Below are 20516 nucleotides of genomic sequence, written 5' to 3'. Positions count from 1 at the left end.
GCCGGGACCATGGAGCTTTTCACCAACCAAATCCTGGCTGGGATTGCCACCGGCGCCATCTATGCCTGTATGGCGCTGGCCGTGGTGATGATCTACCAGGCGATCGACCATCTCAATTTCGCCCAGGGCGAGATGGCGATGTTCGCGACCTTCGTCTCCTGGCAGTTGATGCAGTGGGGCGTGCCCTATTGGGGCGCCTTCGTGCTCACGCTGGTATTCGCCTTCGCCGGCGGTATCGTGATCGAGCGGGTCCTGTTCAAGCCGCTCGCCAAGGCTCCGATCCTGACCAACGTCGCTGGCTTCATTGCACTGTTCGCAATCATCAACTCGTGCGCCGGTCTGATCTGGGACTTCACGATCAAGCAATATCCGACCCCGTTCGGCTCCGCGCCGTTCCTCGGCAGCCAGCTCATCTCGACCCACCAGGCCGGCATGATCGGCGTCACCCTCCTGCTGCTGCTCGGGCTGTTCTTCTTCTTCCAGTACACTCGGATTGGCCTCGCGATGCGGGCGGCGGCGGCGCTGCCGGAATCGGCGCGGCTCGTCGGCATCAACACGAGCTGGATGATCGCGCTCGGCTGGGGCATGGCGTCCGCCATCGGCGCCATCGCCGGCATGCTGATCGCGCCGGTCGTGTTCCTGGAGCCCAACATGATGGGCGGCGTGCTGATCTACGGCTTCGCCGCGGCGGTGCTCGGTGGGCTGACGAGCCCGTTCGGCGCCGTGGTCGGCGGCTTCCTGATGGGTGTCTTCGAGAACCTCGCCGGCACCTACATCCCCGGCGTCGGCAATGAACTGAAACTCCCGATCGCGCTCGCGCTGATCATTTCCGTCCTGGTCGTCAAACCCGCTGGTCTGTTCGGCCGGCACATCGTCAAGCGAGTTTGATCATGAGCGCTGCAGAAGAAGTCGTCGCAGAAGGCCACGAGAGGGTCGAGGCGGTTCCGAAGCGGGCCATGACGCTGGGCACGACCACCTCGCTGGTGGTGCTCGCGGCACTGCTGATCGTGCCTGTCTTCGCCAAGAACTTCATCATCTTCCAGATCACGATGCTCCTGATCTACGGGCTCGCGGTGCTGGCGCTGAACATCCTCACCGGCGGCTCGGGCCAGTTCTCGCTCGGCCAGAGTGCGTTCTACGCGGTCGGCGCCTATACGGCGGCGGTCCTGATGGAGCAGTTCAACGTCAACTACGCGTTGACGCTGCCGATCGCAGGCGTGATCTGTTTCGGATTCGGGTATTTGTTCGGCAAGCCGGCGCTGCGGCTGTCGGGCGTCTATCTGGCGCTCGCGACATTCGCGCTTGCCACCGCCATGCCGCAGCTCCTGAAACTGAACTTTCTGGAGCACTGGACCGGCGGCGTGCAGGGCCTCGTCGTCACCAAGCCGGACGCGCCGTTCGGGCTGAAGGTGTCGCAGGACACCTGGCTCTACTACTTCACGCTCGCGGTCACGGTGGCGATCTACGTCTTCTCGGTGAACCTGCTGCGCTCCCGCTCGGGACGCGCCTTCATGGCGATCCGCGACAACGAGATCGCGGCCTCCTCGATGGGCGTTAACGTCGCGCTGTACAAGACGCTGGCGTTCGGCGTGTCCGCCGGCATCACCGGCGTCTCCGGCGCACTCGGCGCCATCGCCGTGCAGTTCGTGGCACCTGACAGCTACACCATCACGCTCGCGATCTCGCTGTTCCTCGGCATGGTCGTCGGCGGGGTCGGCTGGCTGCCCGGCTCCTTCGTCGGCGCGGCCTTCATCATCTTCGTCCCGAACATTGCGGAGAGCATCTCCAAGGGCCTCTCCGGCGCCGTGTTCGGCGTGCTCCTGTTCCTCGTCATCTTCCTCGTGCCGCACGGCGCAAGGCAGGTTGCGATCGTCAGCCAGCAATTGCTGGGCAAGCTCAGAAAGTGAAGTTCACGACCCCCAACGGATAGAAGGAGACCAAATTGCTCTTGCGACAACTAAGAATCGCCGCGCTTGCGACGGCGATCGCGACGTTCACCTCCGGCGCAGTACTCGCCCAAAAGAAATACGACACCGGCGCGACCGACACCGAGATCAAGATCGGCAACATCATGCCGTATTCCGGTCCGGCGTCCGCCTACGGCGTGATCGGCAAGACCGAAGAAGCCTATTTCAAGATGATCAACGACCAGGGCGGTATCAACGGTCGCAAGATCAACTTCGTCACCTATGACGACGGCTACTCGCCGCCGAAAGCGGTGGAGCAGGTGCGCAAGCTCGTCGAGAGCGACGAGGTGCTGGTGGTGTTCAATCCGCTCGGCACGCCCTCCAACACCGCGATCCAGAAATACCTGAACGCCAAGAAGATCCCGCAGCTCTTCGTGGCGACCGGCGCCACCAAGTGGAACGACCCGAAGACCTTCCCCTGGACCATCGGCTGGCAGCCTTCCTACCAGAGCGAAGCGCTAATTTACGCGAAATGGCTGATGAAGGAGAAGCCCGAGGCCAAGGTCGCGGTGCTCTACCAGAACGACGATTTCGGCAAGGACTATCTGAAGGGCACCAAGGACGGTCTGGGCGCCAAGGCCGCGTCCACCATCGTCCTGGAGGAGAGCTACGAGGTCTCCGAGCCTTCGGTGGATTCCCACATCGTGAAGATCAAGGCCGCCAATCCCGACGTGCTGCTGATCTACGCTACGCCGAAATTCGCGGCGCAGACCATCAAGAAGACCGCCGAACTCGGCTGGAAGCCGCTTCAGATCCTCACCAACGTGTCGATCTCGGTCGGCAGCGTGATGCGACCGGCGGGCTTCGAGAACGGCCAGGGCGTGCTGTCGGCGGCCTATGCCAAGGACTCGACCGATCCGCAGTGGAGCAGCGATCCCGGCATGAAGAAGTGGAACGAGTTCGTCGACAAGTACCTGCCGGGCGCGGACAAGAGCGACACCAGCATGGTGTACGGCTATGGCGCAGCCCAGACGCTCGTCAAGGTGCTCCAGATGTGCGGCGACGACCTCACCCGCGCCAACGTCATGAAGCAGGCGGCGAGCCTGAAGGATTTTACTCCGGACACCCTGCTGCCCGGCGTGAAGCTCAACACCAGCGCCACCGACTTCGCCCCGATCGCCCAGCTCCAGATGCAGCGCTTCAAGGGCGAGAAGTGGGAACTGTTCGGCGAGATCATCAGCGGCGACATCGCGTCCGAGTGACGCGCTGACCGATCGGTCAAGACATCAAGCCCCCGCGACGTCAGTTGCGGGGGCTTTTTGTTGACCTTGTGCACCAATCTTGTTCAATGCGGCGCCGATCCAATTGGGGTGGGAGACCAATGACCGCCGTCCGTTTCCAGTTTGCGGCCCTGTCGGCCGCGATCCTCTTGTGCAGTGCAGTGAGCACCCCCGCGCTGGCGCAGAAGGCGTATGACCCCGGCGCGTCGGACACCGAGATCAGGATCGGCAACATCATGCCCTATAGCGGTCCGGCATCGGCCTATGGCGTGATCGGCAAGACCGAAGAGGCCTATTTCAACAAGATCAACGCCGAGGGCGGCATCAACGGCCGCAAGATCAAGTTCATCTCCTACGACGACGCCTACTCGCCGCCGAAGACGGTGGAACAGGCGCGCAAGCTGGTCGAAAACGACGAGGTGCTCCTGATCTTCAACTCGCTCGGCACCTCCACCAACAGCGCCATCCGCAAATACATGAACGAGAAGAAGGTGCCGCAGCTCTTCGTGGCCAGCGGCGCCTCCAAGTGGAACGACCCGAAACAGTTCCCGTGGACCATGGGCTGGCAGCCGAGCTACGCCAGCGAAGCGCGGATCTACGCAAAATACATCATGAAGGAGAAGCCGGACGCCAAGATCGGCGTGCTCTACCAGAACGACGATTTCGGCAAGGACTACCTCAAGGGCCTGAAGGACGGCCTCGGCGCCAAAGCCTCGATGATCGTGATCGAGGACAGCTACGAGACCTCGGAGCCTGCGATCGACGAGCATGTCGTGAAGATCAAGGCGGCCGGCGCCGACGTCTTCATTAGCATCGCCACACCGAAATTCGCAGCCCAGGCCATCAAGAAAGCCGCCGAGATCAACTGGCACCCAATGCACATCGTCTCCAACGTCTCGGCCTCGGTCGGCGGCGTGCTGGAGCCGGCAGGGTTCGAGATCTCGCAGGGCATCCTGTCGGCGACCTACGCCAAGGACGGCTCGGACCCGCAGTGGAACGACGATCCCGGCATGAAGAATTTCTACGCCTTCCTGGAGAAGTACCATCCCAAGGCCAACAGGCTCGATGGCGCCGTCGTGTTCGGCTACGGCGCGGCCCAGACGCTGGTGAAGGTGCTGCAGATGTGCGGCGACGACCTCACGCGCGCCAATGTCATGAAGCAGGCGGCAAGCCTGAAGGATTTCGAGCCGGATACGCTTCTGCCCGGCATCAAGATCAACACTTCGGCCGACAATTTCGCGCCGATCGAACAGCTCCAGATGATGCGCTTCAAGGGCAGGAAATGGGAGCTGTTCGGCAGCGTCATCTCCAGCGAACTCGGCCAGTGAGCGCTGCAAGGCGTCTCAATCAAAAATAGTCGGCGGCGAACGAGGCAACTTCAGCGCAATCGTTAACGGCGCGCGAAATCTCACGCGCCGGAATATTCCGCACCGCTTCGAATAAATCGCGCGTCCTGCGACAGTTCCGCCGGGGCGTTTTTCTTGCTGGCGGCCCTGGAAGGGTATTGAATGTGCGTCGGAACGACGAGCAACGATCGCTCCCAAACAAAAACAAACGACACATTCAAACCTCATCTAGGGAGATCAAGATGCCTGCAATGCATGTGCGATTGGGGGCCTTCTCGGCCGCCCTCGTGCTGGCTGCCACCCTGTCCACGGCAGCGTCCGCGCAGAAGAAATACGACACCGGCGCGTCCGATACCGAAATCAAGATCGGCAACATCATGCCCTACAGCGGACCGGCCTCCGCCTACGGCGTGATCGGCAAGACCGAAGAGGCCTATTTCCGCAAGATCAACGCCGAAGGCGGCATCAACGGCCGCAAGATCAACTTCGTCAGCTATGATGACGCCTATTCGCCGCCGAAGACGGTCGAACAGGCGCGCAAGCTGGTCGAGAGCGACGAGGTGCTGTTGATCTTCCAGTCGCTGGGCACGCCGCCGAACACGGCGATCCAGAAATACATGAACAGCAAGAAGGTGCCGCAGCTGTTCGTCGCGACCGGCGCCACCAAGTGGAACGATCCGCAGAACTTTCCCTGGACCATGGGCTGGCAGCCCAACTACCAGATCGAGTCCATCATCTACGCCAAGTATATCCTGGACAAGATGCCGAACGCCAAGATCGCCGTGCTCTATCAGAACGACGACTACGGCAAGGACTATCTGAAGGGCTTCAAGGACGGGCTCGGCGCCAAGGCGGCTTCGATGATCGTCATCGAGGACAGCTACGAAGTCTCCGAACCGACCATCGACTCCCACATCGTGAAGATGAAGGCGACCGGCGCGGACGTCTTCTTCAACATCACCACGCCGAAATTCGCGGCGCAGGCGATCAAGAAGAACGCGGAGATCGGCTGGAAGCCGACCCATTTTCTCAACAACGTCTCTGTGTCGGTCGGCACCGTCATGAAACCGGCTGGCTTCGAGGCCGGGCAGGACATCATCTCTTCCGCCTATCTGAAGGATCCGACCGATGCCCAATGGAAGAATGATCCGGCGATGAAGGCCTGGAACGAGTTCTTGGACAAGTACTATCCCGAGGCCAATCGCGCCGACGTCAGCGTCATGTACGGCTACATCGCGGCGCAGGGGCTCGTGCAGGTGCTGAAGACCTGCGGCGACGATCTGACCCGTGCGAACGTGATGAAGCAGGCGGCGAGCCTGAAGGACTTCGAGCCTGCCGGCCTCCTGCCCGGCATCAAGGCCAACACTGGCCCGACCGACTTTGCCCCGCTCTCGCAGTTGCAGCTGATGCGCTTCAAGGGCGAAAGCTGGGAGCTGTTCGGCGATGTCATCTCCGGCGACGTCAGCGGCTAGCGCGTAGGCAGTTCTCAACTGTCTACTAAAGAAGCAGCCCCTGCGACCTCTTCGCAGGGGCTTTTTCTTGAAGCTTTCGGACAAATCGTATTCAATCGCCGCCGCGCAGCCGAAGAAAATTTCATTTCAAGAAAATTACGCGCACCATCAAGAAAAAAGGGAGATTGGAATGCCTGCTGTCACCAGCAAACTCGCGGTTGCGTCTGTTGCGCTCGCTCTGTTCGCGGCCTCGACGAGCGCCGCACTCGCGCAGAAGAAATACGATACCGGCGCGACCGATACCGAGATCAAGATCGGCAACATCATGCCTTACAGCGGCCCCGCGTCGGCCTATGGCGTGATCGGCCGGACCGAGGCCGCCTATTTCAAGAAGGTCAACGAGGAAGGCGGCATCAACGGCCGCAAGATCAATTTCGTGTCTTATGACGACGCCTATTCGCCGCCGAAGACGGTGGAGCAGGCGCGCAAGCTCGTCGAGAGCGACGAGGTGCTGCTGATCTTCAACTCGCTCGGCACCCCGCCGAACACGGCGATCCAGAAGTACATGAACAACAAGAAGGTGCCGCAGCTCTTCGTCGCCACCGGCGCCACCAAGTGGAACGATCCGAAGAACTTCCCCTGGACCATGGGCTGGCAGCCCAACTACCAGAGCGAGACGCAGGTCTACGCGAAGTATCTGCTCAAGAACAAGCCTGACGCCAAGATCGCCGTGCTGTTCCAGAACGACGACTACGGCAAGGACTACCTCAAGGGCCTGAAGGACGGCTTGGGTGCCAAGGCCGCGAGCATGATCGTGATCGAGGAGAGCTATGAGACCTCCGAACCGACCATCGACTCCCACATCGTGAAGATGAAGGCGACCGGCGCCGACGTCTTCTTCAACATCACCACGCCGAAATTCGCGGCGCAGGCGATCAAGAAGAACGCGGAGATCGGCTGGAAACCGCTCCACTTCCTGAACAACGTCTCGGCTTCGGTCGGCAGCGTGATCAAGCCGGCGGGGTATGAGAACGCGCAGGACATCATTTCCGCCAACTACGCGAAGGACCCGACCGACAAGCAGTGGGACAACGACCCCGGCATGAAGGAGTTCTCGGCATTCATGGCCAAGTACTTCCCCGAAGGCGACAAGCTGGACGGCCTGACGGTGGTCGGCTATGGCGTCGCCCAGACGCTCGTCCAGGTGCTGAAGCAGTGCGGCGACGACCTGACGCGCGAGAACGTCATGAAGCAGGCCGCGAGCCTGAAGGATTTCCGCACCGAAGCGCTCCTGCCGGGGATCAAGATCAATACGTCAGCGACTGACTACGCGCCCATCAGTTCGTTCCAGCTCATGAAGTTCAAGGGTGAGCAGTGGGAGCTGTTCGGCGAGGTGCTCAGCGCCGACGTCGGCGGCTAGTCGTCCGGCAAAACAAAAACACAAACGAAGCCCGCTGCGAGACCTTCGCAGGGGGCTTTTCGTTTGTCTATCGCCCGATTGAAGAACCGAATGCCTGAAAGGCTCGGCTTACACTTTCGCGGTCGATGCGCTAGGTATGACCGGATCCAGCGCGACGCCGAACGCATCGATGCAGCGGCGGCCTCTCCGGCAATTTTGACGAAGGCATCTTCATGACCGACCGACGCCCCCTGCTCCGTGCCATCTACGATGCTGCCGTTGCCGCCGCCCATCCGGACGTGGTGCTGGCGCAGCATCTGCGTCCCGTGCCGAAGGGCCGGGTGATCTGCCTCGCCGCCGGCAAGGGCGCGGGCGCCATGGCGGCGGCGGCGGAGCATCACTATCTCGACACGCTCGGTCTTGAGCCGGAGCGTCTGGTCGGCATCGCCACCACGCGTCACGGCCATGGCGTGCCGGCGCGGCGCATCCGCGTCGTCGAGGCCGGCCACCCCGTGCCTGATGAAGCCGGCCTGAAGGGCGCGGCCGATACGCTGGAGCTGGCACGACAGGCCGGGCCGGACGATCTGCTTCTGGTGCTGCTCTCCGGCGGCGGTTCGGCGAACTGGATCGCGCCCGTCGAAGGCATCAGCTTTGCGCAAAAGCAGGCGGTCAACCGCGCATTGTTGCGCTCGGGCGCGCCGATCGGCGAGATGAACACGGTGCGCAAGCATCTGTCGCGGATCAAGGGCGGGCGGCTTGCACGCGCCGGCCAGAACGCCGCCGAGATCGTGACGCTCGCGATCTCCGACGTGCCGCATGACGATCCCTCCGCGATCGCCTCTGGCCCGACGGTGCCGGACCCGACCACGCTAGCCGATGCGCGTGCCCTCGTTGCACGATACCGGCTCGAACTTGAAGACGCCGTGCGCCGCGCGCTCGACGATCCCGCCAACGAAAGCTGCAAGCCCGGCGACCCGGCCTTTGCGCGCGCCCGCTACGAGCTGATCGCGCGCCCAAAACAGTCGATCGATGCCGCGGTGAAGCTTGCAAAGGATGCCGGCTACGAGGTGATCGATCTCGGCGCCGATCTCGAGGGCGAAGCGCGTGAGGTCGCCGCCGATCACGCAAGGCTCGCACTTCAGGCGCGCGCGCAGGGCAAGCGCATAGCGATCCTCTCCGGCGGCGAGCTGACCGTGACGGTACGCGGCAATGGTCGCGGCGGTCCCAACCAGGAATACGCACTGGCGCTGGCGGACCTGCTCAAGGACACGCCCGACATTGCGGCGCTCGCCGGCGACACCGACGGCGCCGACGGCGGCGGCGGCAAGCCGACCGATCCCGCCGGCGCCCTGATCGATGCCACGACGTTTGCGAAGATGAAGGCGCAAGGCCTCGAACCACAGGCCTATCTCGACAACAACGACGCGACGACGTTCTTCGAGGCCACCGGCGACCTGCTGCTGCCGGGCCCGACCCTGACCAACGTGAACGATGTCAGGGTGATTCTGGTGGAGTGAGGCTGCGGCCCCTCCCCGTCATTGCGAGCGCAGCGAAGCAATCCAGACTGTCACCGCGGTAAGATTCTGGATTGCTTCGCTGCGCTCGCAACGACGGAGTCCGCCTCACCCCTTCGCGCCGACGTGCTCCAGCAATGCGAGCAGGCCCTTCAGCAGATCGGTCGGCGTGGGCGGGCAGCCCTTGATGTGCAGATCGACCGGCACCACGTCGGAGACGCCGCCGACGCAGGCGTAGCTGCCCCTAAAAATGCCGCCGTCGAGCGCGCAAGCGCCCACCGCGACCACCCATTTCGGATCGGGCGTGGCGTTGAAGGTCCGCTCCAGCGCCTGCCGCATGTTCTTGGTCACGGGACCCGTGACCAGCAGCACATCAGCATGGCGTGGCGAGGCGACGAAGCGCAGGCCAAAGCGCTCGAGGTCGTAGAAGGCGTTGGACAGCGCGTGGATCTCGAGCTCGCAGCCGTTGCAGGAGCCGGCATCGACCTGACGGATCGCGAGCGAGCGGCCGAGCCGCGCCTGCGCGGCAAGGTCGACACGTTTGGCGAGTTCGGCCAGCGCCGCTTCGTCCGGCGGCGGCGCGGGCTCGGTCAGCGAACCATGGGTGAGACTTTCGAGCAGGGTCTTGCGCATGGCTCAGAGGTCCGCGCCCGAATAGGAGCAATTGAACGATTTGTTGCACAGCGGGAAGTCGGCGATGATGTTGCCTTCGATCGCGGTCTCCAAAAGCGGCCATTGGAACCAGGATGCATCGCGCAGGTGACAGCGCTCGATGCGCAACTCGCCATCGAGTCGCAGCCACACCAGAACGTCGCCGCGGAAAGCCTCGCTGAGCGCCATGCCTTCGCAAGGCCCATGTCCGGCCGGCGGCGCGGTCCTGATTGCGCCCGGCTCCAGACGATCCAGGATCTGCTCGATCAGGGCGACGCTCTGCTCGACCTCGCGGATGCGGATCCAGACCCGCGCATTGACGTCGCCGGCCTCGAGCACCGGCACCTCGAACGACAAACTGTCATAAGGCGCGCAGGCCAGCGTGCGCCGTGCATCGAAATCGCGGCCCGAGGCACGGCCGACATAGCCGCCGGCGCCGAACTGGCGCACATAGTCCGCCTTCACGATACCCGTGGTGACGGTGCGATCCTGCAACGACGCGGTGTTGTCATAGAGCTCGACCAGGCGCGGAAACACTTTTTTGATCTCGGCGAGCAGCGCCCGTAGCACAGGCAAGGCCTCCGGCGTCATATCGCGCGCCACGCCACCGGGCACGATGACGTCCATCATCAGTCGGTGATCGAACGCGACATTCGCAGCGCGCAAGCAGCGCTCGCGCAAGATGCCGGTCTGAGCGTGCATCAGCGCGAACGAAGCATCGTTGCAGATTGCGCCGATGTCGCCGAAATGATTGGCAAGCCGTTCCAGCTCGGCCATCAGGGCCCGCAACAAGCTCGCGCGCGCGGGCGCCTCGATTTGAAGCGCCGCTTCCACCGCCCGCGCAAATGCAAAGGCGTAGGCGACCGCGCTGTCGCCCGAGGTGCGGCAGGCGAGTTTCGCTGCGGCCTCCAGGCTCGCACCCTGCATCAGGGATTCGATGCCTTTGTGGGTGTAGCCGAGCCATTGCTCCAGCCGCACCACATGCTCGCCATTGGCGGTGAAGCGGAAGTGGCCGGGCTCGATGATGCCGGCATGAACCGGGCCGACCGCGACCTGGTGCAGCCCCTCGCCTTCGGCCGGCAGGAAGTCATACGGTACGGCGTCCCGCGCGGCGTCGCGATCGCCGAGCGGCCAAGGCTTGCCCCAGACGTAATGATCGAGCCACGGCCGCATGTCGCCGGCACCGAGGGGCATCAAACCAAAGAGATCGTGAATGGTCCGTTCCAGCCGCAACGCAGGCGGATGATGGATCGCGACGCTCGGGAACGAACCCGACATGCATTCATAGGTGACGACTGCGATCTCCGCCGACGCAACATCGCACAGCGCCATATGCACCGCCTCCGGCTCGCCCCAGAAGCCGAGCAGCGTCGCCCTGCCCGCGACGAGCTGGTCGATTGCGGCGCGCCACCCCTCGTCCGCCACCACGATTCGGGGCCAGGGCCGATGCGACGGCACTACATTCTGATGGGGGATATGGTCGAGCAGGCCCATCGCGTCACCCCAAGAGCTTCGCGACGTTGGTAAAGCCGGTCACCAGCGCCGGCGGCAGATAGATGCCGGCCATCGCCACCAGCGCCAGATGCGTGAACATCGGCACGTAGGATGCTTCCGCCGGCGCGGTCGGTCCCTTGGGCTCGCCGAACATCACGCTGCCCACGCGCAGCAAAAGCCCGCCGAGCGCGATGATGATGCCAAGCACCAGGATCGCCGTCAGCCATGGCGCACGCGCGAAGGTGGAGCTGACGACCAAGAATTCGCTCATGAAGATGCCGAGCGGCGGCAGGCCGACGATGGCGACCACGCCCAGCATCAATCCCCAGCCAAGCACGGGGTTGGTCACCGTCAGCCCGCCGATATCGGCGATCTTCTGCGTACCCTTGACCTGCGCGATATGACCGACGGCGAAGAAGATCGCGGATTTGGTCAGCGAATGCATGGTCATGTGCAACAGGCCCGCGAAATTCGCCAGCGGCCCGCCCATGCCGAAGGCGAAGACGATGATGCCCATGTGCTCGATCGAGGAGTAGGCGAACATGCGCTTGATGTCGCGGCGGCGATAGAGCATCAGCGAGGCGAAGATCACCGAGATCAGCCCCATCGACACCATCAGCGGCCCCGGCGCGATCGCAGCGGGATTGACCGCGAGCATCATCTTGAAGCGCAACAGCGCGTAGAGCGCGACGTTGAGCAGCAGGCCCGACAGCACCGCCGAGATCGGCGTCGGACCCTCGGCATGGGCATCGGGCAGCCAGGCGTGCAGCGGCGCGAGCCCCACCTTGGTGCCGTAGCCCAGCAGTAGGAACACGAAGGCGACGTTGAGCAGCGCGGGATCGAACTGCGAGGCGTGCGCCACCAGCACGGTCCACACCATGCCGTCGAGCCCTTCGCCCACCACGGGTCGCGCCGCCATGTAAACCAGGATGGTGCCGAACAACGCGAGCGCAATGCCGACGCTGCCGAGGATGAAGTATTTCCAGGCGGCTTCCAGCGCCTCATGGGTGCGGTAGATGCCGACCATCAGCACCGTCGTCAGCGTCGCGACCTCGACGGCGACCCACATCAGGCCGATGTTGTTGGCGACCAGCGCGAGGTTCATCGCGAACATCAGCGTCTGGTACATCGCGTGATAGAAGCGCAGGAACGCCGGCGTCAGCCGCCCGATCTCGATCTCGTGGTCGATGTAGCTCGCGCTGAACACCGACGTAGTGAAGCCGACGAAGGTCGTCAGTACGATGAAGACCTTGTTGAGGTCGTCGACCAGCAGATATTGCCCGGACGTCGGCTCGACCACGAACAGCGACAGCGAGGTGAGGAAGGTCGCGAACGCCGCCACGACGTTGAACCGCGCCGTCAACGCGTAACCCGGCAGAACGGCCAGCAACGCGGTGGAGACGGCCGGGATCAGGAGGATCGCGGTGAGCGCGTCGATCTTCATCGCCGCTCTCCCCTGAAGCGGTCGAGCGCCTGCACGTCCACGCTGTCAAAGCGCTCGCGAATGCGGAACAGGAAGATGCCGATCACGATAAAGGCGATCAGCACCGAGAAGGCGACGCTGATCTCGACCACCAGCGGCATGCCCTTGGCGCCGGTCGCCGCCAGCACCAGCCCGTTCTCCAGCGACATGAAGCCGACCACCTGGCTCACGGCATTGCGCCGCGTCACCATGATCAGGAGTCCCAGCAGCACCACCGAGAGCGCAAAGGCAAGGTCCTCGCGCGCCAGCGCGTCGGCGCCCGGCGTCACGCGCAGCATCACCACCATCGACAAAGCGACGAGACCGATGCCGGCCATCATGGTCAGGCCGATGCCGATCACATTCTCGATCTCGCGGTGAATGCCGAGCTGCTTGATGATCCGGTGCAGTGCCACCGGAATGATGATGGCTTTGAAGACCAGCGCGATCACGGCCGTCACATAGAGGTGCGGCGCGTGCTGCACATAGGCCTGCCAGGCCACCGACAGCGCCAGCACACCGGCATGCAGCGCATAGACGTTGAGCAGGGAATAGAGCCGGTCCTGGTAGAGCATCATGAAGCTCGCCAGCACCAGCGAGCCGGCGAGCAGATGGGCGATGTCGAACTGAAGGCTGCTCATCTCTCAGAGGCTCCCCGACACGAAGCGCAGCAGCGTTGCGAGCAACGCCAGCATCAGTGCCGCGCCCAGGAACTCCGGGATGCGGAACACCCGCATCTTGGCGATCGACGTCTCGAACAACGCGAGCAGGAAGCCGAAGATTGCGAGCTTGCCGAGATAGAACAGCGCGCCGGAGGCACGCGCGGAAAAGCCGGCATCGGCCTCAGCCGTGCCCCAGGGCACGAACACGCAGGCGATCAGCGAGACGTAAAGCAGGAGCTTGAGCTGCGACGACAGGTCGATCAGCGCGAGGTGGCGGCCGGAATATTCCAGCACCATGGCCTCGTGCACCATGGTGAGTTCGAGGTGGGTCGCGGGGTTGTCGACGGGAATGCGGGCGTTCTCGGCCAGCGCAACGATGATGAGCGCGACCAGCGCCATGCCGAGCGAGACGCGCAGGCCGACCGCATTGGAGCCCATGAACTCGGCCACCGTGGAGAGCTGGGTCGAGCCCGCGATCATCGCGACCGCAAACACCGTCATCAGGATCGCGGGCTCGGCCAGCGTCGCAATCATCACCTCGCGGCTGGAGCCGATGCCGCCGAAGGCGGTGCCGACATCCATGCCGGCGAGCGCCTGAAAGAACCGCGCGCTGCCGAGCAGCGCGATGATGGCGATGAGATCGGCGGTCCAGGAGAACAAAAGGCCATTGCCGAATGTCGGTACCAGCGAAGCGGCAACCCAGGTGCCGGCAAACATCAGATAGGGAATCACCCGGAACAGCCATGAGGCGTTGTCGGCAAGCACGACGTCCTTGCGCATCAGGCGGACCAGGTCGCGGTAGGGCTGGAGCAGCGGCGGCCCGCGCCGGCGCAACAGCCGCGCCTTCACCTTGCGCACGAAGCCGGTGAGCAGCGGCGCGAGCGCGAGCACCAGCAGCATCTGAGCGCCCTGCGAGAGGAGATCGCGCAGCGCGTTCATAGCGCCACCACGAGCAGCAGCACGATCAGCGCCACGAAGACCAGCGTCAGGTAGCTGCGGATGGTGAGGAATTGCAGGACATTGATGCGGATGGTGGCAAAACCGATCGCATTCGCGATCGGCCCGTACAGCCCATCCCAGATCAGGTCGCGCATCTCGACCGTGAGACGCGCGGGCCGGGGCGAGGACGGCGGCGGCATCTCGCCGATTTCGCGGGCAGCGAAGATGACGCTGCCGAACACGCGGCGGATCGGCTGCGAAAAGCTCGACGCGCTGTACTGGATCGCGGAGTTGGGGTCCGGATAGCCGCAATCCCAGGCCGGTGCGCGGCGCAGCCGATCAGAGGCGAGGCGATGAATCGTGGAGGCTGCGGCCGTGCCGCAAAGTGCGGCGAAGATGAAGACCAAAAGCCCGTTATAGGAGCTGCGGCTTTCGGCGATCGGCACGATGGTCAGCCATTCGAGTCCGGTCTGATGCGGCATGACGTTGCCGACCATGGCCTTGCTCACAGGCGCCAGTGCGTCGATGAAGAGGCCGGGCAGGATGCCGGCCAGGAGACACAGCGCGGCGAGCGCAAACATCGCCGCGAGCGAGAAGCGATCCGTTTCATGCGCTGAAGCGGCAACGTCGGAGCGCGGGCGGCCGAGGAAGCTGATGCCGTAGAGCTTGACGAAGCAGGCCGCGGCGAAGGCGGCCGCCAGCGCCAAGAGGCCGCCGACGGCGGGGACGATCAGCTTCAGCCCCCAGGACGGCAGTTGCGGCGACAGCAGGATCGCCTGGAACATCAGCCATTCCGAGACGAAGCCGTTGAACGGCGGCAGCGCCGAGATCGCGACGCAGCCGACCAGCATGGCAAAAGCTGTTTTCGGCATGCGATGGATCAGCCCGCCGAGTTTCTCCATGTCGCGCACGCCGGTCGCCTCCAGCACGGCGCCTGCACCGAAGAACAGCAGGCTCTTGAACAGCGCGTGATTGAAGACGTGCAGCAGCGCCGCGGTGAAGGCGAGCGCCGCCACCCAGTCGAGCCCCTGCGCCTTGAAGGCGAGTGCGAGCCCGAGGCCGGTGAAGATGATGCCGATGTTCTCGATGGTCGAATAAGCCAGCACGCGCTTGATGTCGCGCTGCATGAGCGCATAGAGCACGCCTAGCGTCGCGGTCGGGCCGCCGACGAGCAGGACGACCATGCTCCACCACCATTCAGGTTCCGGCAGCAGATCGAAAACGATGCGCACGAAACCGTAGACAGCGACCTTGGTCATCACGCCGCTCATCAGGCCCGAGACGTGGCTGGGGGCTGCGGGATGGGCGAGCGGCAGCCAGGCGTGCAGCGGCACCAGGCCGGCCTTGGAGCCGGTGCCGAGCAGCACGAGGATCACGACCAGGCTCGACAGCGCGGCGGACGGATGCGCGGCGCGGATCGCGTCGAAATCGTAGCCGGGACCGCTTGCGAGCGCACCAAAGGCCAGTAGCAGCGCGAGCGTGCCAAAACTTGCCATCAGGAGATAGACGTAGCCTGCGCGGATGTTCTCGGCTTCGCGGTGATGCGACACGACCAGCGCCCAGGAGGTCAGCGACATGAACTCCCAGGCCACCAGGAAGCTGAAGGCATCGTTGGCGAGCACGACGACATTCATGCCCGCGAGATAGGCCGGATAGAACGGCAACACGCGGCCAGGCGACTCTTCATGGCGGCCATAGCCGAGCGCGAACAGGCTCGCGGCTGCGCCGCCGAGATTGATGACCACGAGGAAGAACGCAGACAGCGCATCGAGGCGGAAATGTGCGCCGAGCCACGGCAGGCCCACCGGCAGCGTCGCACGCAGCACCGGATGGGCGGGATGGAGGAGATGAAGCAACGCCGTCACGCACAGCATTGCGGTGAGGACGAGACAGGCGCCGTAGAGAACCAACGATCCGCGCGGCCGCGCCGACAGCACGATTCCAACCGGCGCCAGCGCCAGCAGACCAGCCACCGCCCATAGCGCCGCCGAGATCATCGCTGCTCCCGGACCACGAGGTGCACACGCACAGTCATTTGACGTCCCCGCCCGGTGGCGACGTCAGCCGTACGCCGCGCCCACCGCCGGCGGACGCCGTGCCTTCGCCGATCAGCTCGATGCCGGCGGCGGCAAGCGCTTCGACGAGCTTCATCAGGGAATCGACGTTGCCGCGGATCACGCCTTCGGAGGCTTCCATGCGCTGGATCGTCGGCAGCGACAGCGAGCAGCGCTGCGCGAGTTCGCGCTGGTCAATCCCCAGCAGGGCCCGGGCGGCCCGAAGTTGCGCAGCAGTGATCACGGGACGGGATCTCCGTGGCAATTCCAATGATTTACCAAGCTTAATACATCTAAAGTGATGTATCAAGCATCACTAATGCTGCATTGCACATCAGAAACTCGCGCGCGGCGCCTTTGCGACCGGCCCACCGAGTCCGGCGCGCTTTAACCCGATATTCGCTGCACTTCAGGAAACCTGCCCGGCAGCCGCGCCAGATCATGGAGTTGATTCAGCGGCCTCTGCTCTAATGGCGCCGGCGCTGAAGGGGGGGCAAACGATCCATGGACGACCGTGACAAGCAGGTCGCCGACACTGATTCGCTCGGTCCGCTTGACCCCCTCCTTTTGGGCGGGCTGCTCGAGCAGGCCGTCAACAATCTGTCGCTCGGCATCGTCCTGTTCGGCGCGGACCGCAAGGTCATCTACTGCAACCAGCGCTACATGCAGATGTATGCCCTGTCGCCGGAGGACGTGCGTCCGGGCACACCGACCAGGAACCTGATCCAGCATCGGCTGAAACTCGGATTGAAGACCCGCGACGAGGCGAACGCCTATATCCGCAAGCGGACCGAGGGAGAGATCGTCAGCGAGCGGACCGTGCAGGAATTCGCGGATGGTCGGATCATCGCCTACAGCATTCGTCCACTTCCCGGCGGCGGCGGTATGGCCACCCACGAGGACATCACCGAACGCGAGGAGCTCAGCGCGCGGCTCACGGAGCGCAACCTGCAGTTCGACAGCGCCATCAACAACATGTCGCAGGGCCTGTGCTTCTTCGACGGCAATCATCGACTGATCGTCTGCAACACGCGATATGTCGATATGTACGGCCTGCCGCCGGAGCGCGTTCGACCCGGCACGTCGCTATGGGAGATTCTCGAACTGCGCTTCGCTGTCGGCAGCGTTCCCGCGATGACCCGGGACGAGTATGTCAAATGGCGCACCGACATCGCGATCTCGGCGGAGCCGACTGACAGCATCGTCGAGATGAGGAACGGGCGCACCTTCAAGATCCGTCATCGGCCCATGCCCGACCTGGGCTGGGTGGCGACCCACGAGGACATCACCGAGCAACGGCACGCGGAGCTCCAGATCGCCCATATGGCGCATCATGACGCCCTTACCGACCTTGCCAATCGCACCTTGCTCGGCCAGCGCCTGGAGCAGGCCTTCGCGGCCGGCGCGACCTTCGCCATCCATCACATCGATCTCGACAAGTTCAAGTCGGTCAACGATACGCTGGGGCATCATGCCGGCGACGCGCTTCTCAAGGCCGTCAGCGAGCGCCTGCGCAAGCTCGTTCGCCCGGGCGATACGATTGCCCGGATGGGCGGCGACGAATTCATCGTCCTGCAGACTCCGATCGACGATCGCAACGACGCAAGTGCCCTCGCCGAGCGCATCATCAGGCAGATGAACCTGCCGTTCGACATCGACGGACAGCAGACGATCGCCGGCGCGAGCATTGGGCTTGCGATCGCGCCGGGCGACGGAGCAACGCCCGAGCAGGCGCTACGCAATGCCGATCTGGCGCTCTACCAGGCCAAGAGCGAGGGCCGCGGCACCTACCGCTTCTTCGAGCCCGCGATGGACGAGCAAGTGCAGAACCGCCGCGCGCTCGAGCTCGATTTGCGCAAGGCGCTCGCCGCAGGCGAATTCGAGCTTCACTACCAGCCGCTGGTGCAGACCGAGACCGGCGAGATCAGCGGCGTCGAGGCCCTGATCCGCTGGCGGCATCCGCAGCGCGGCCTGATCCCGCCGAATAGCTTCATTCCGCTTGCCGAGGAGATCGGCCTGATCGTGCCGATCGGCGAATGGGTCATCCGACAGGCCTGCATGACCGCGAGCCGGTGGCCAGACCGACTGCATATCGCGGTCAACATCTCCGCCGCCCAATTCCATCATCCCGGCCTCGCCGAGGTCATTGTGGGAGCGCTGGCGGCGTCCGGCCTGGACGCGCGACGCCTGGAGATCGAGATCACCGAGAGCGTCCTGCTCCACGACAAAAATGGAACGCTCGCCATGCTGCACCGGCTACGCGCGCTGGGCATCCGGATCGCCATGGACGATTTCGGCACCGGCTATTCGTCGCTGACCTATCTGCAGTGCTTTCCTTTCGACAAGATCAAGATCGATCGTTCCTTCATCCGCGACATCGCAACCGACGCCAGTTCTCTCAATATCGTTCGCGCCATTGCTGCGCTCGCGAATGGAATGGGGATGGGGACGACGGCGGAAGGCGTTGAGACGCGCGAGCAGCTCGATCGCATCGCGGCCGAAGGGTGCACCGAGGTCCAGGGCTTCCTGTTCAGCCGCCCGCTGCCGGCCGCGGAGATCGAGCGCAAGTTCCTGTCGACCGAAGCGCCTGCCGTGCTCGACCGCTTCGCCGCGGCCTGATCCTCCGGCTCAAAACTCGTTCGCGATCTTCGAAAGCATTGCGATCAGGGCTTCGCGGTTGGCCGCCCCGAGCACCTCGTTGAGGCGCGCCTCGTGCTTGGTGGCGACGAGCTTTTTCGCGCGGGTCAGCACGGCCTTGCCCTTGTCGGTCAGCACCAGGATGTGCGAGCGGCGGTCGTTGGTGGAGCGGATCCGGGCGCAGAGGTCGCGGCTCTCCAGATTGTCGAGCATCGCCACGAAGTTCGGGCGCAGGATGCCGAGCGTGGAGGCGATCTCGGTCTGGTTACGGCCCGGGTTCTGCTCGACCAGCAGCAGCACGGAGAACTGCGCCGGCGTAAGCTGTAGCGAGGCGACGCAGCGCAGGAAGTTCTCGAACACCTTGAGCTGGGCACGCTTGAGCACGTAGCCGAGTTGCTCGGAAAGCTCGCCAAGGTGCAGCGCCTCGGCCGGGTTGTCCCCGGCGTCCTTGCGCGACTTGGTCACTTCCGCTGACTTTTCAACGGTTTTTGAAACGGTCATCGCCTGGTGCTCGCAATCCCGCTAAATTGGGGCTGGGTCGTTCCGCCGCCCTTGATGTTATATTTGATAATTGTTATGGACCATATCAAATATCGTCAGCGAATTTCAATGGCTGTGAACGGACCATCCACCGCGAAAGGCGGTGCCGGTCCGGACATCGAGGGGGAGCGTCCGGCTTGAACACGACCATCATGCTGTTCCTGGTGCAGGACGGCATCACCAATGGCGCGATCTACGCGCTGCTCGGATTGGCGCTGGTGCTGGTATTTGCCGTCACCCGCGTAATCCTCATTCCACAAGGCGAATTCGTCACCTATGGGGCGCTGACCTATGCCTCGCTCGCCTCCGGCCAGATGCCGGGCACGGCGAAGCTGGCGCTCGCCATGGGCATTGTGGCCTTCGCGCTCGATCTGTTCGCGGCGCGCAAGGCGCTGCACGGCAGGCTGGTCGCCCGCAGCCTTGCAGCCAACGTCGTGCTGCCGGCAATCGTGCTGGCCCTGACGCTCTCCTATGCCGGTCAGAAGGCGCCGGTGGCGGTCAGCATGGCGCTGTCGCTGGTGATCGTCGCGATGATCGGCGTCTATCTCTATCGCATCGTGTTCCAACCGCTCGCGCACACCTCGGTGCTGGTGCTGCTGATCGCATCGGTCGGCGTGCACCTGGCGCTGCAGGGACTGGGGCTCTTGTTCTTCGGCGCCGAAGGCCAGCGCGGACCCGCCGTGCTGTCGACCGCGTTCACCGCGGGCTCGCTGCGCTTCACCGGCCAGAGCATCACCGTCTACGGCATCACAATCGCCTTCATCGTCGGCCTCTGGCTGTTCTTCGGCTGGACGCGCTACGGCAAGGCGCTGCGCGCCACCGCCGTTAACCGGCTCGGCGCGCGGCTTGCAGGCATCCGCACCTCGCTGTCGGGGCAGATCGCCTTCCTGCTCGCCTCCGTCATCGGCGCGCTGTCGGGCATTTTGATCGTTCCGATCACGACCCTCTACTACGACAGCGGCTTCCTGATCGGCCTGAAAGGCTTTGTCGCGGCGATCATCGGCGGGCTGGTCAGCTATCCGCTGACCGCGGTCGCCGCGCTGTTCGTCGGCATCGTCGAGGCGTTCTCGTCCTTCTATGCCAGCAATTACAAGGAGGTCATCGTCTTCATGCTGCTGATCCCCGTGCTGCTGCTGCGCTCGCTCGCAGCTCCCGCGGTCGAGGAAGAGAAGGACTGACG

Annotated in this window: 17 protein-coding genes; 9 read left to right on the top strand and 8 right to left on the bottom strand. The window is 63.9% G+C overall.

The window, feature by feature from the left end; all coding sequences use genetic code 11:
• Window positions 1–9: 9 nt before the first annotated feature.
• The 7 genes from KUF59_RS04735 to KUF59_RS04705 all read left to right on the top strand — a co-directional run bounded on the left by KUF59_RS04735 (window position 10) and on the right by KUF59_RS04705 (window position 8900).
• On the top strand, window positions 10–888 hold the full coding sequence (locus KUF59_RS04735; protein ID WP_212456910.1) for a branched-chain amino acid ABC transporter permease: 879 nt from the start codon (window positions 10–12) through the stop codon (window positions 886–888).
• A 2-nt stretch (window positions 889–890) separates the two neighbouring features.
• Entirely contained in the window at window positions 891–1907 is a 1017-nt protein-coding gene (locus KUF59_RS04730; RefSeq protein ID WP_212456911.1) for a branched-chain amino acid ABC transporter permease, read from the top strand.
• Between the two features lie 35 nt (window positions 1908–1942).
• Window positions 1943–3169 carry an ABC transporter substrate-binding protein gene (locus KUF59_RS04725; RefSeq protein ID WP_212456912.1) on the top strand — a complete coding sequence of 409 codons (1227 nt, stop codon included), beginning with the start codon at window positions 1943–1945 and terminating at the stop codon, window positions 3167–3169.
• 119 nt (window positions 3170–3288) lie between these two features.
• Window positions 3289–4515 carry an ABC transporter substrate-binding protein gene (locus KUF59_RS04720; RefSeq protein WP_212456913.1) on the top strand — a complete coding sequence of 409 codons (1227 nt, stop codon included), beginning with the start codon at window positions 3289–3291 and terminating at the stop codon, window positions 4513–4515.
• Between the two features lie 260 nt (window positions 4516–4775).
• Complete coding sequence (locus KUF59_RS04715) at window positions 4776–6005, top strand: ABC transporter substrate-binding protein (RefSeq protein ID WP_212456914.1); 1230 nt, start codon at window positions 4776–4778, stop codon at window positions 6003–6005.
• A 169-nt stretch (window positions 6006–6174) separates the two neighbouring features.
• The gene (locus KUF59_RS04710) at window positions 6175–7404 is read left to right on the top strand and encodes an ABC transporter substrate-binding protein (protein ID WP_212456915.1); all 1230 of its coding nucleotides are present in this window, start codon (window positions 6175–6177) and stop codon (window positions 7402–7404) included.
• 212 nt (window positions 7405–7616) lie between these two features.
• The gene (locus KUF59_RS04705; RefSeq protein WP_212456916.1) at window positions 7617–8900 is read left to right on the top strand and encodes a glycerate kinase type-2 family protein; all 1284 of its coding nucleotides are present in this window, start codon (window positions 7617–7619) and stop codon (window positions 8898–8900) included.
• A gap of 105 nt (window positions 8901–9005) precedes the next feature.
• Here the strand turns inward: KUF59_RS04705 and KUF59_RS04700 are convergent, their stop codons facing one another.
• The 7 genes from KUF59_RS04700 to KUF59_RS04670 are packed head-to-tail and all read right to left on the bottom strand — an operon-like array spanning window position 9006 to window position 16403.
• Window positions 9006–9530 carry an NADH-quinone oxidoreductase subunit B family protein gene (locus tag KUF59_RS04700; RefSeq protein WP_212456917.1) on the bottom strand — a complete coding sequence of 175 codons (525 nt, stop codon included), beginning with the start codon at window positions 9528–9530 and terminating at the stop codon, window positions 9006–9008.
• Window positions 9531–9533: 3 nt separating this feature from the next.
• Window positions 9534–11042: a hydrogenase large subunit gene (locus tag KUF59_RS04695; RefSeq protein WP_212456918.1), complete on the bottom strand. Its 1509-nt coding sequence runs from the start codon at window positions 11040–11042 to the stop codon at window positions 9534–9536.
• A gap of 4 nt (window positions 11043–11046) precedes the next feature.
• Window positions 11047–12486 carry a hydrogenase 4 subunit F gene (locus KUF59_RS04690; protein WP_212456919.1) on the bottom strand — a complete coding sequence of 480 codons (1440 nt, stop codon included), beginning with the start codon at window positions 12484–12486 and terminating at the stop codon, window positions 11047–11049.
• Entirely contained in the window at window positions 12483–13145 is a 663-nt protein-coding gene (locus tag KUF59_RS04685) for a hydrogenase-4 component E (protein ID WP_212456920.1), read from the bottom strand. Before KUF59_RS04685 ends, KUF59_RS04690 begins: the two co-directional genes overlap by 4 nt.
• A gap of 3 nt (window positions 13146–13148) precedes the next feature.
• A complete protein-coding gene (locus tag KUF59_RS04680; RefSeq protein WP_212456921.1) occupies window positions 13149–14105 on the bottom strand; it encodes a respiratory chain complex I subunit 1 family protein in 957 nt (318 codons plus the stop codon).
• Window positions 14102–16102, bottom strand: a complete 2001-nt coding sequence (gene hyfB / locus KUF59_RS04675) for a hydrogenase 4 subunit B (RefSeq protein ID WP_212456922.1) — start codon at window positions 16100–16102, stop codon at window positions 14102–14104. The genes KUF59_RS04680 and hyfB overlap by 4 nt, the downstream gene beginning before the upstream one ends.
• 34 nt (window positions 16103–16136) lie before the next feature.
• On the bottom strand, window positions 16137–16403 hold the full coding sequence (locus KUF59_RS04670; RefSeq protein ID WP_212456923.1) for a helix-turn-helix domain-containing protein: 267 nt from the start codon (window positions 16401–16403) through the stop codon (window positions 16137–16139).
• Between the two features lie 260 nt (window positions 16404–16663).
• Between KUF59_RS04670 and KUF59_RS04665 the strand changes: the two genes are divergently transcribed.
• On the top strand, window positions 16664–18778 hold the full coding sequence (locus KUF59_RS04665; protein ID WP_212456924.1) for an EAL domain-containing protein: 2115 nt from the start codon (window positions 16664–16666) through the stop codon (window positions 18776–18778).
• Between the two features lie 9 nt (window positions 18779–18787).
• Here KUF59_RS04665 and KUF59_RS04660 read toward each other — a convergent pair whose 3' ends face one another.
• Window positions 18788–19297 (bottom strand): MarR family winged helix-turn-helix transcriptional regulator, encoded by a 510-nt coding sequence (locus KUF59_RS04660; protein WP_212456925.1) that lies wholly within the window; start codon window positions 19295–19297, stop codon window positions 18788–18790.
• 176 nt (window positions 19298–19473) lie between these two features.
• Between KUF59_RS04660 and KUF59_RS04655 the strand changes: the two genes are divergently transcribed.
• Window positions 19474–20514, top strand: a complete 1041-nt coding sequence (locus KUF59_RS04655) for a branched-chain amino acid ABC transporter permease (protein WP_212456926.1) — start codon at window positions 19474–19476, stop codon at window positions 20512–20514.
• The last annotated feature ends 2 nt before the right edge of the window (window positions 20515–20516 follow it).

This window comes from Bradyrhizobium arachidis (genome assembly GCF_024758505.1).
Classification (GTDB): Bacteria; Pseudomonadota; Alphaproteobacteria; order Rhizobiales; family Xanthobacteraceae; genus Bradyrhizobium; species Bradyrhizobium manausense_C.
Note: the sequence above shows the minus strand (reverse complement) of the source record. Positions and strands in the feature narration are given on the sequence as shown.

Coding starts and splice junctions, on each gene's coding strand:
- KUF59_RS04735 (WP_212456910.1), top strand. CDS start 10: ATGGAGCTTTTCACCAACCAAATCCTGGCTGGGATTGCCACCGGCGCC.
- KUF59_RS04730 (WP_212456911.1), top strand. CDS start 891: ATGAGCGCTGCAGAAGAAGTCGTCGCAGAAGGCCACGAGAGGGTCGAG.
- KUF59_RS04720 (WP_212456913.1), top strand. CDS start 3,289: ATGACCGCCGTCCGTTTCCAGTTTGCGGCCCTGTCGGCCGCGATCCTC.
- KUF59_RS04715 (WP_212456914.1), top strand. CDS start 4,776: ATGCCTGCAATGCATGTGCGATTGGGGGCCTTCTCGGCCGCCCTCGTG.
- KUF59_RS04710 (WP_212456915.1), top strand. CDS start 6,175: ATGCCTGCTGTCACCAGCAAACTCGCGGTTGCGTCTGTTGCGCTCGCT.
- KUF59_RS04705 (WP_212456916.1), top strand. CDS start 7,617: ATGACCGACCGACGCCCCCTGCTCCGTGCCATCTACGATGCTGCCGTT.
- KUF59_RS04700 (WP_212456917.1), bottom strand. CDS start 9,530: ATGCGCAAGACCCTGCTCGAAAGTCTCACCCATGGTTCGCTGACCGAG.
- KUF59_RS04695 (WP_212456918.1), bottom strand. CDS start 11,042: ATGGGCCTGCTCGACCATATCCCCCATCAGAATGTAGTGCCGTCGCAT.
- KUF59_RS04690 (WP_212456919.1), bottom strand. CDS start 12,486: ATGAAGATCGACGCGCTCACCGCGATCCTCCTGATCCCGGCCGTCTCC.
- KUF59_RS04685 (WP_212456920.1), bottom strand. CDS start 13,145: ATGAGCAGCCTTCAGTTCGACATCGCCCATCTGCTCGCCGGCTCGCTG.
- KUF59_RS04680 (WP_212456921.1), bottom strand. CDS start 14,105: ATGAACGCGCTGCGCGATCTCCTCTCGCAGGGCGCTCAGATGCTGCTG.
- hyfB (WP_212456922.1), bottom strand. CDS start 16,102: ATGATCTCGGCGGCGCTATGGGCGGTGGCTGGTCTGCTGGCGCTGGCG.
- KUF59_RS04665 (WP_212456924.1), top strand. CDS start 16,664: ATGGACGACCGTGACAAGCAGGTCGCCGACACTGATTCGCTCGGTCCG.
- KUF59_RS04660 (WP_212456925.1), bottom strand. CDS start 19,297: ATGACCGTTTCAAAAACCGTTGAAAAGTCAGCGGAAGTGACCAAGTCG.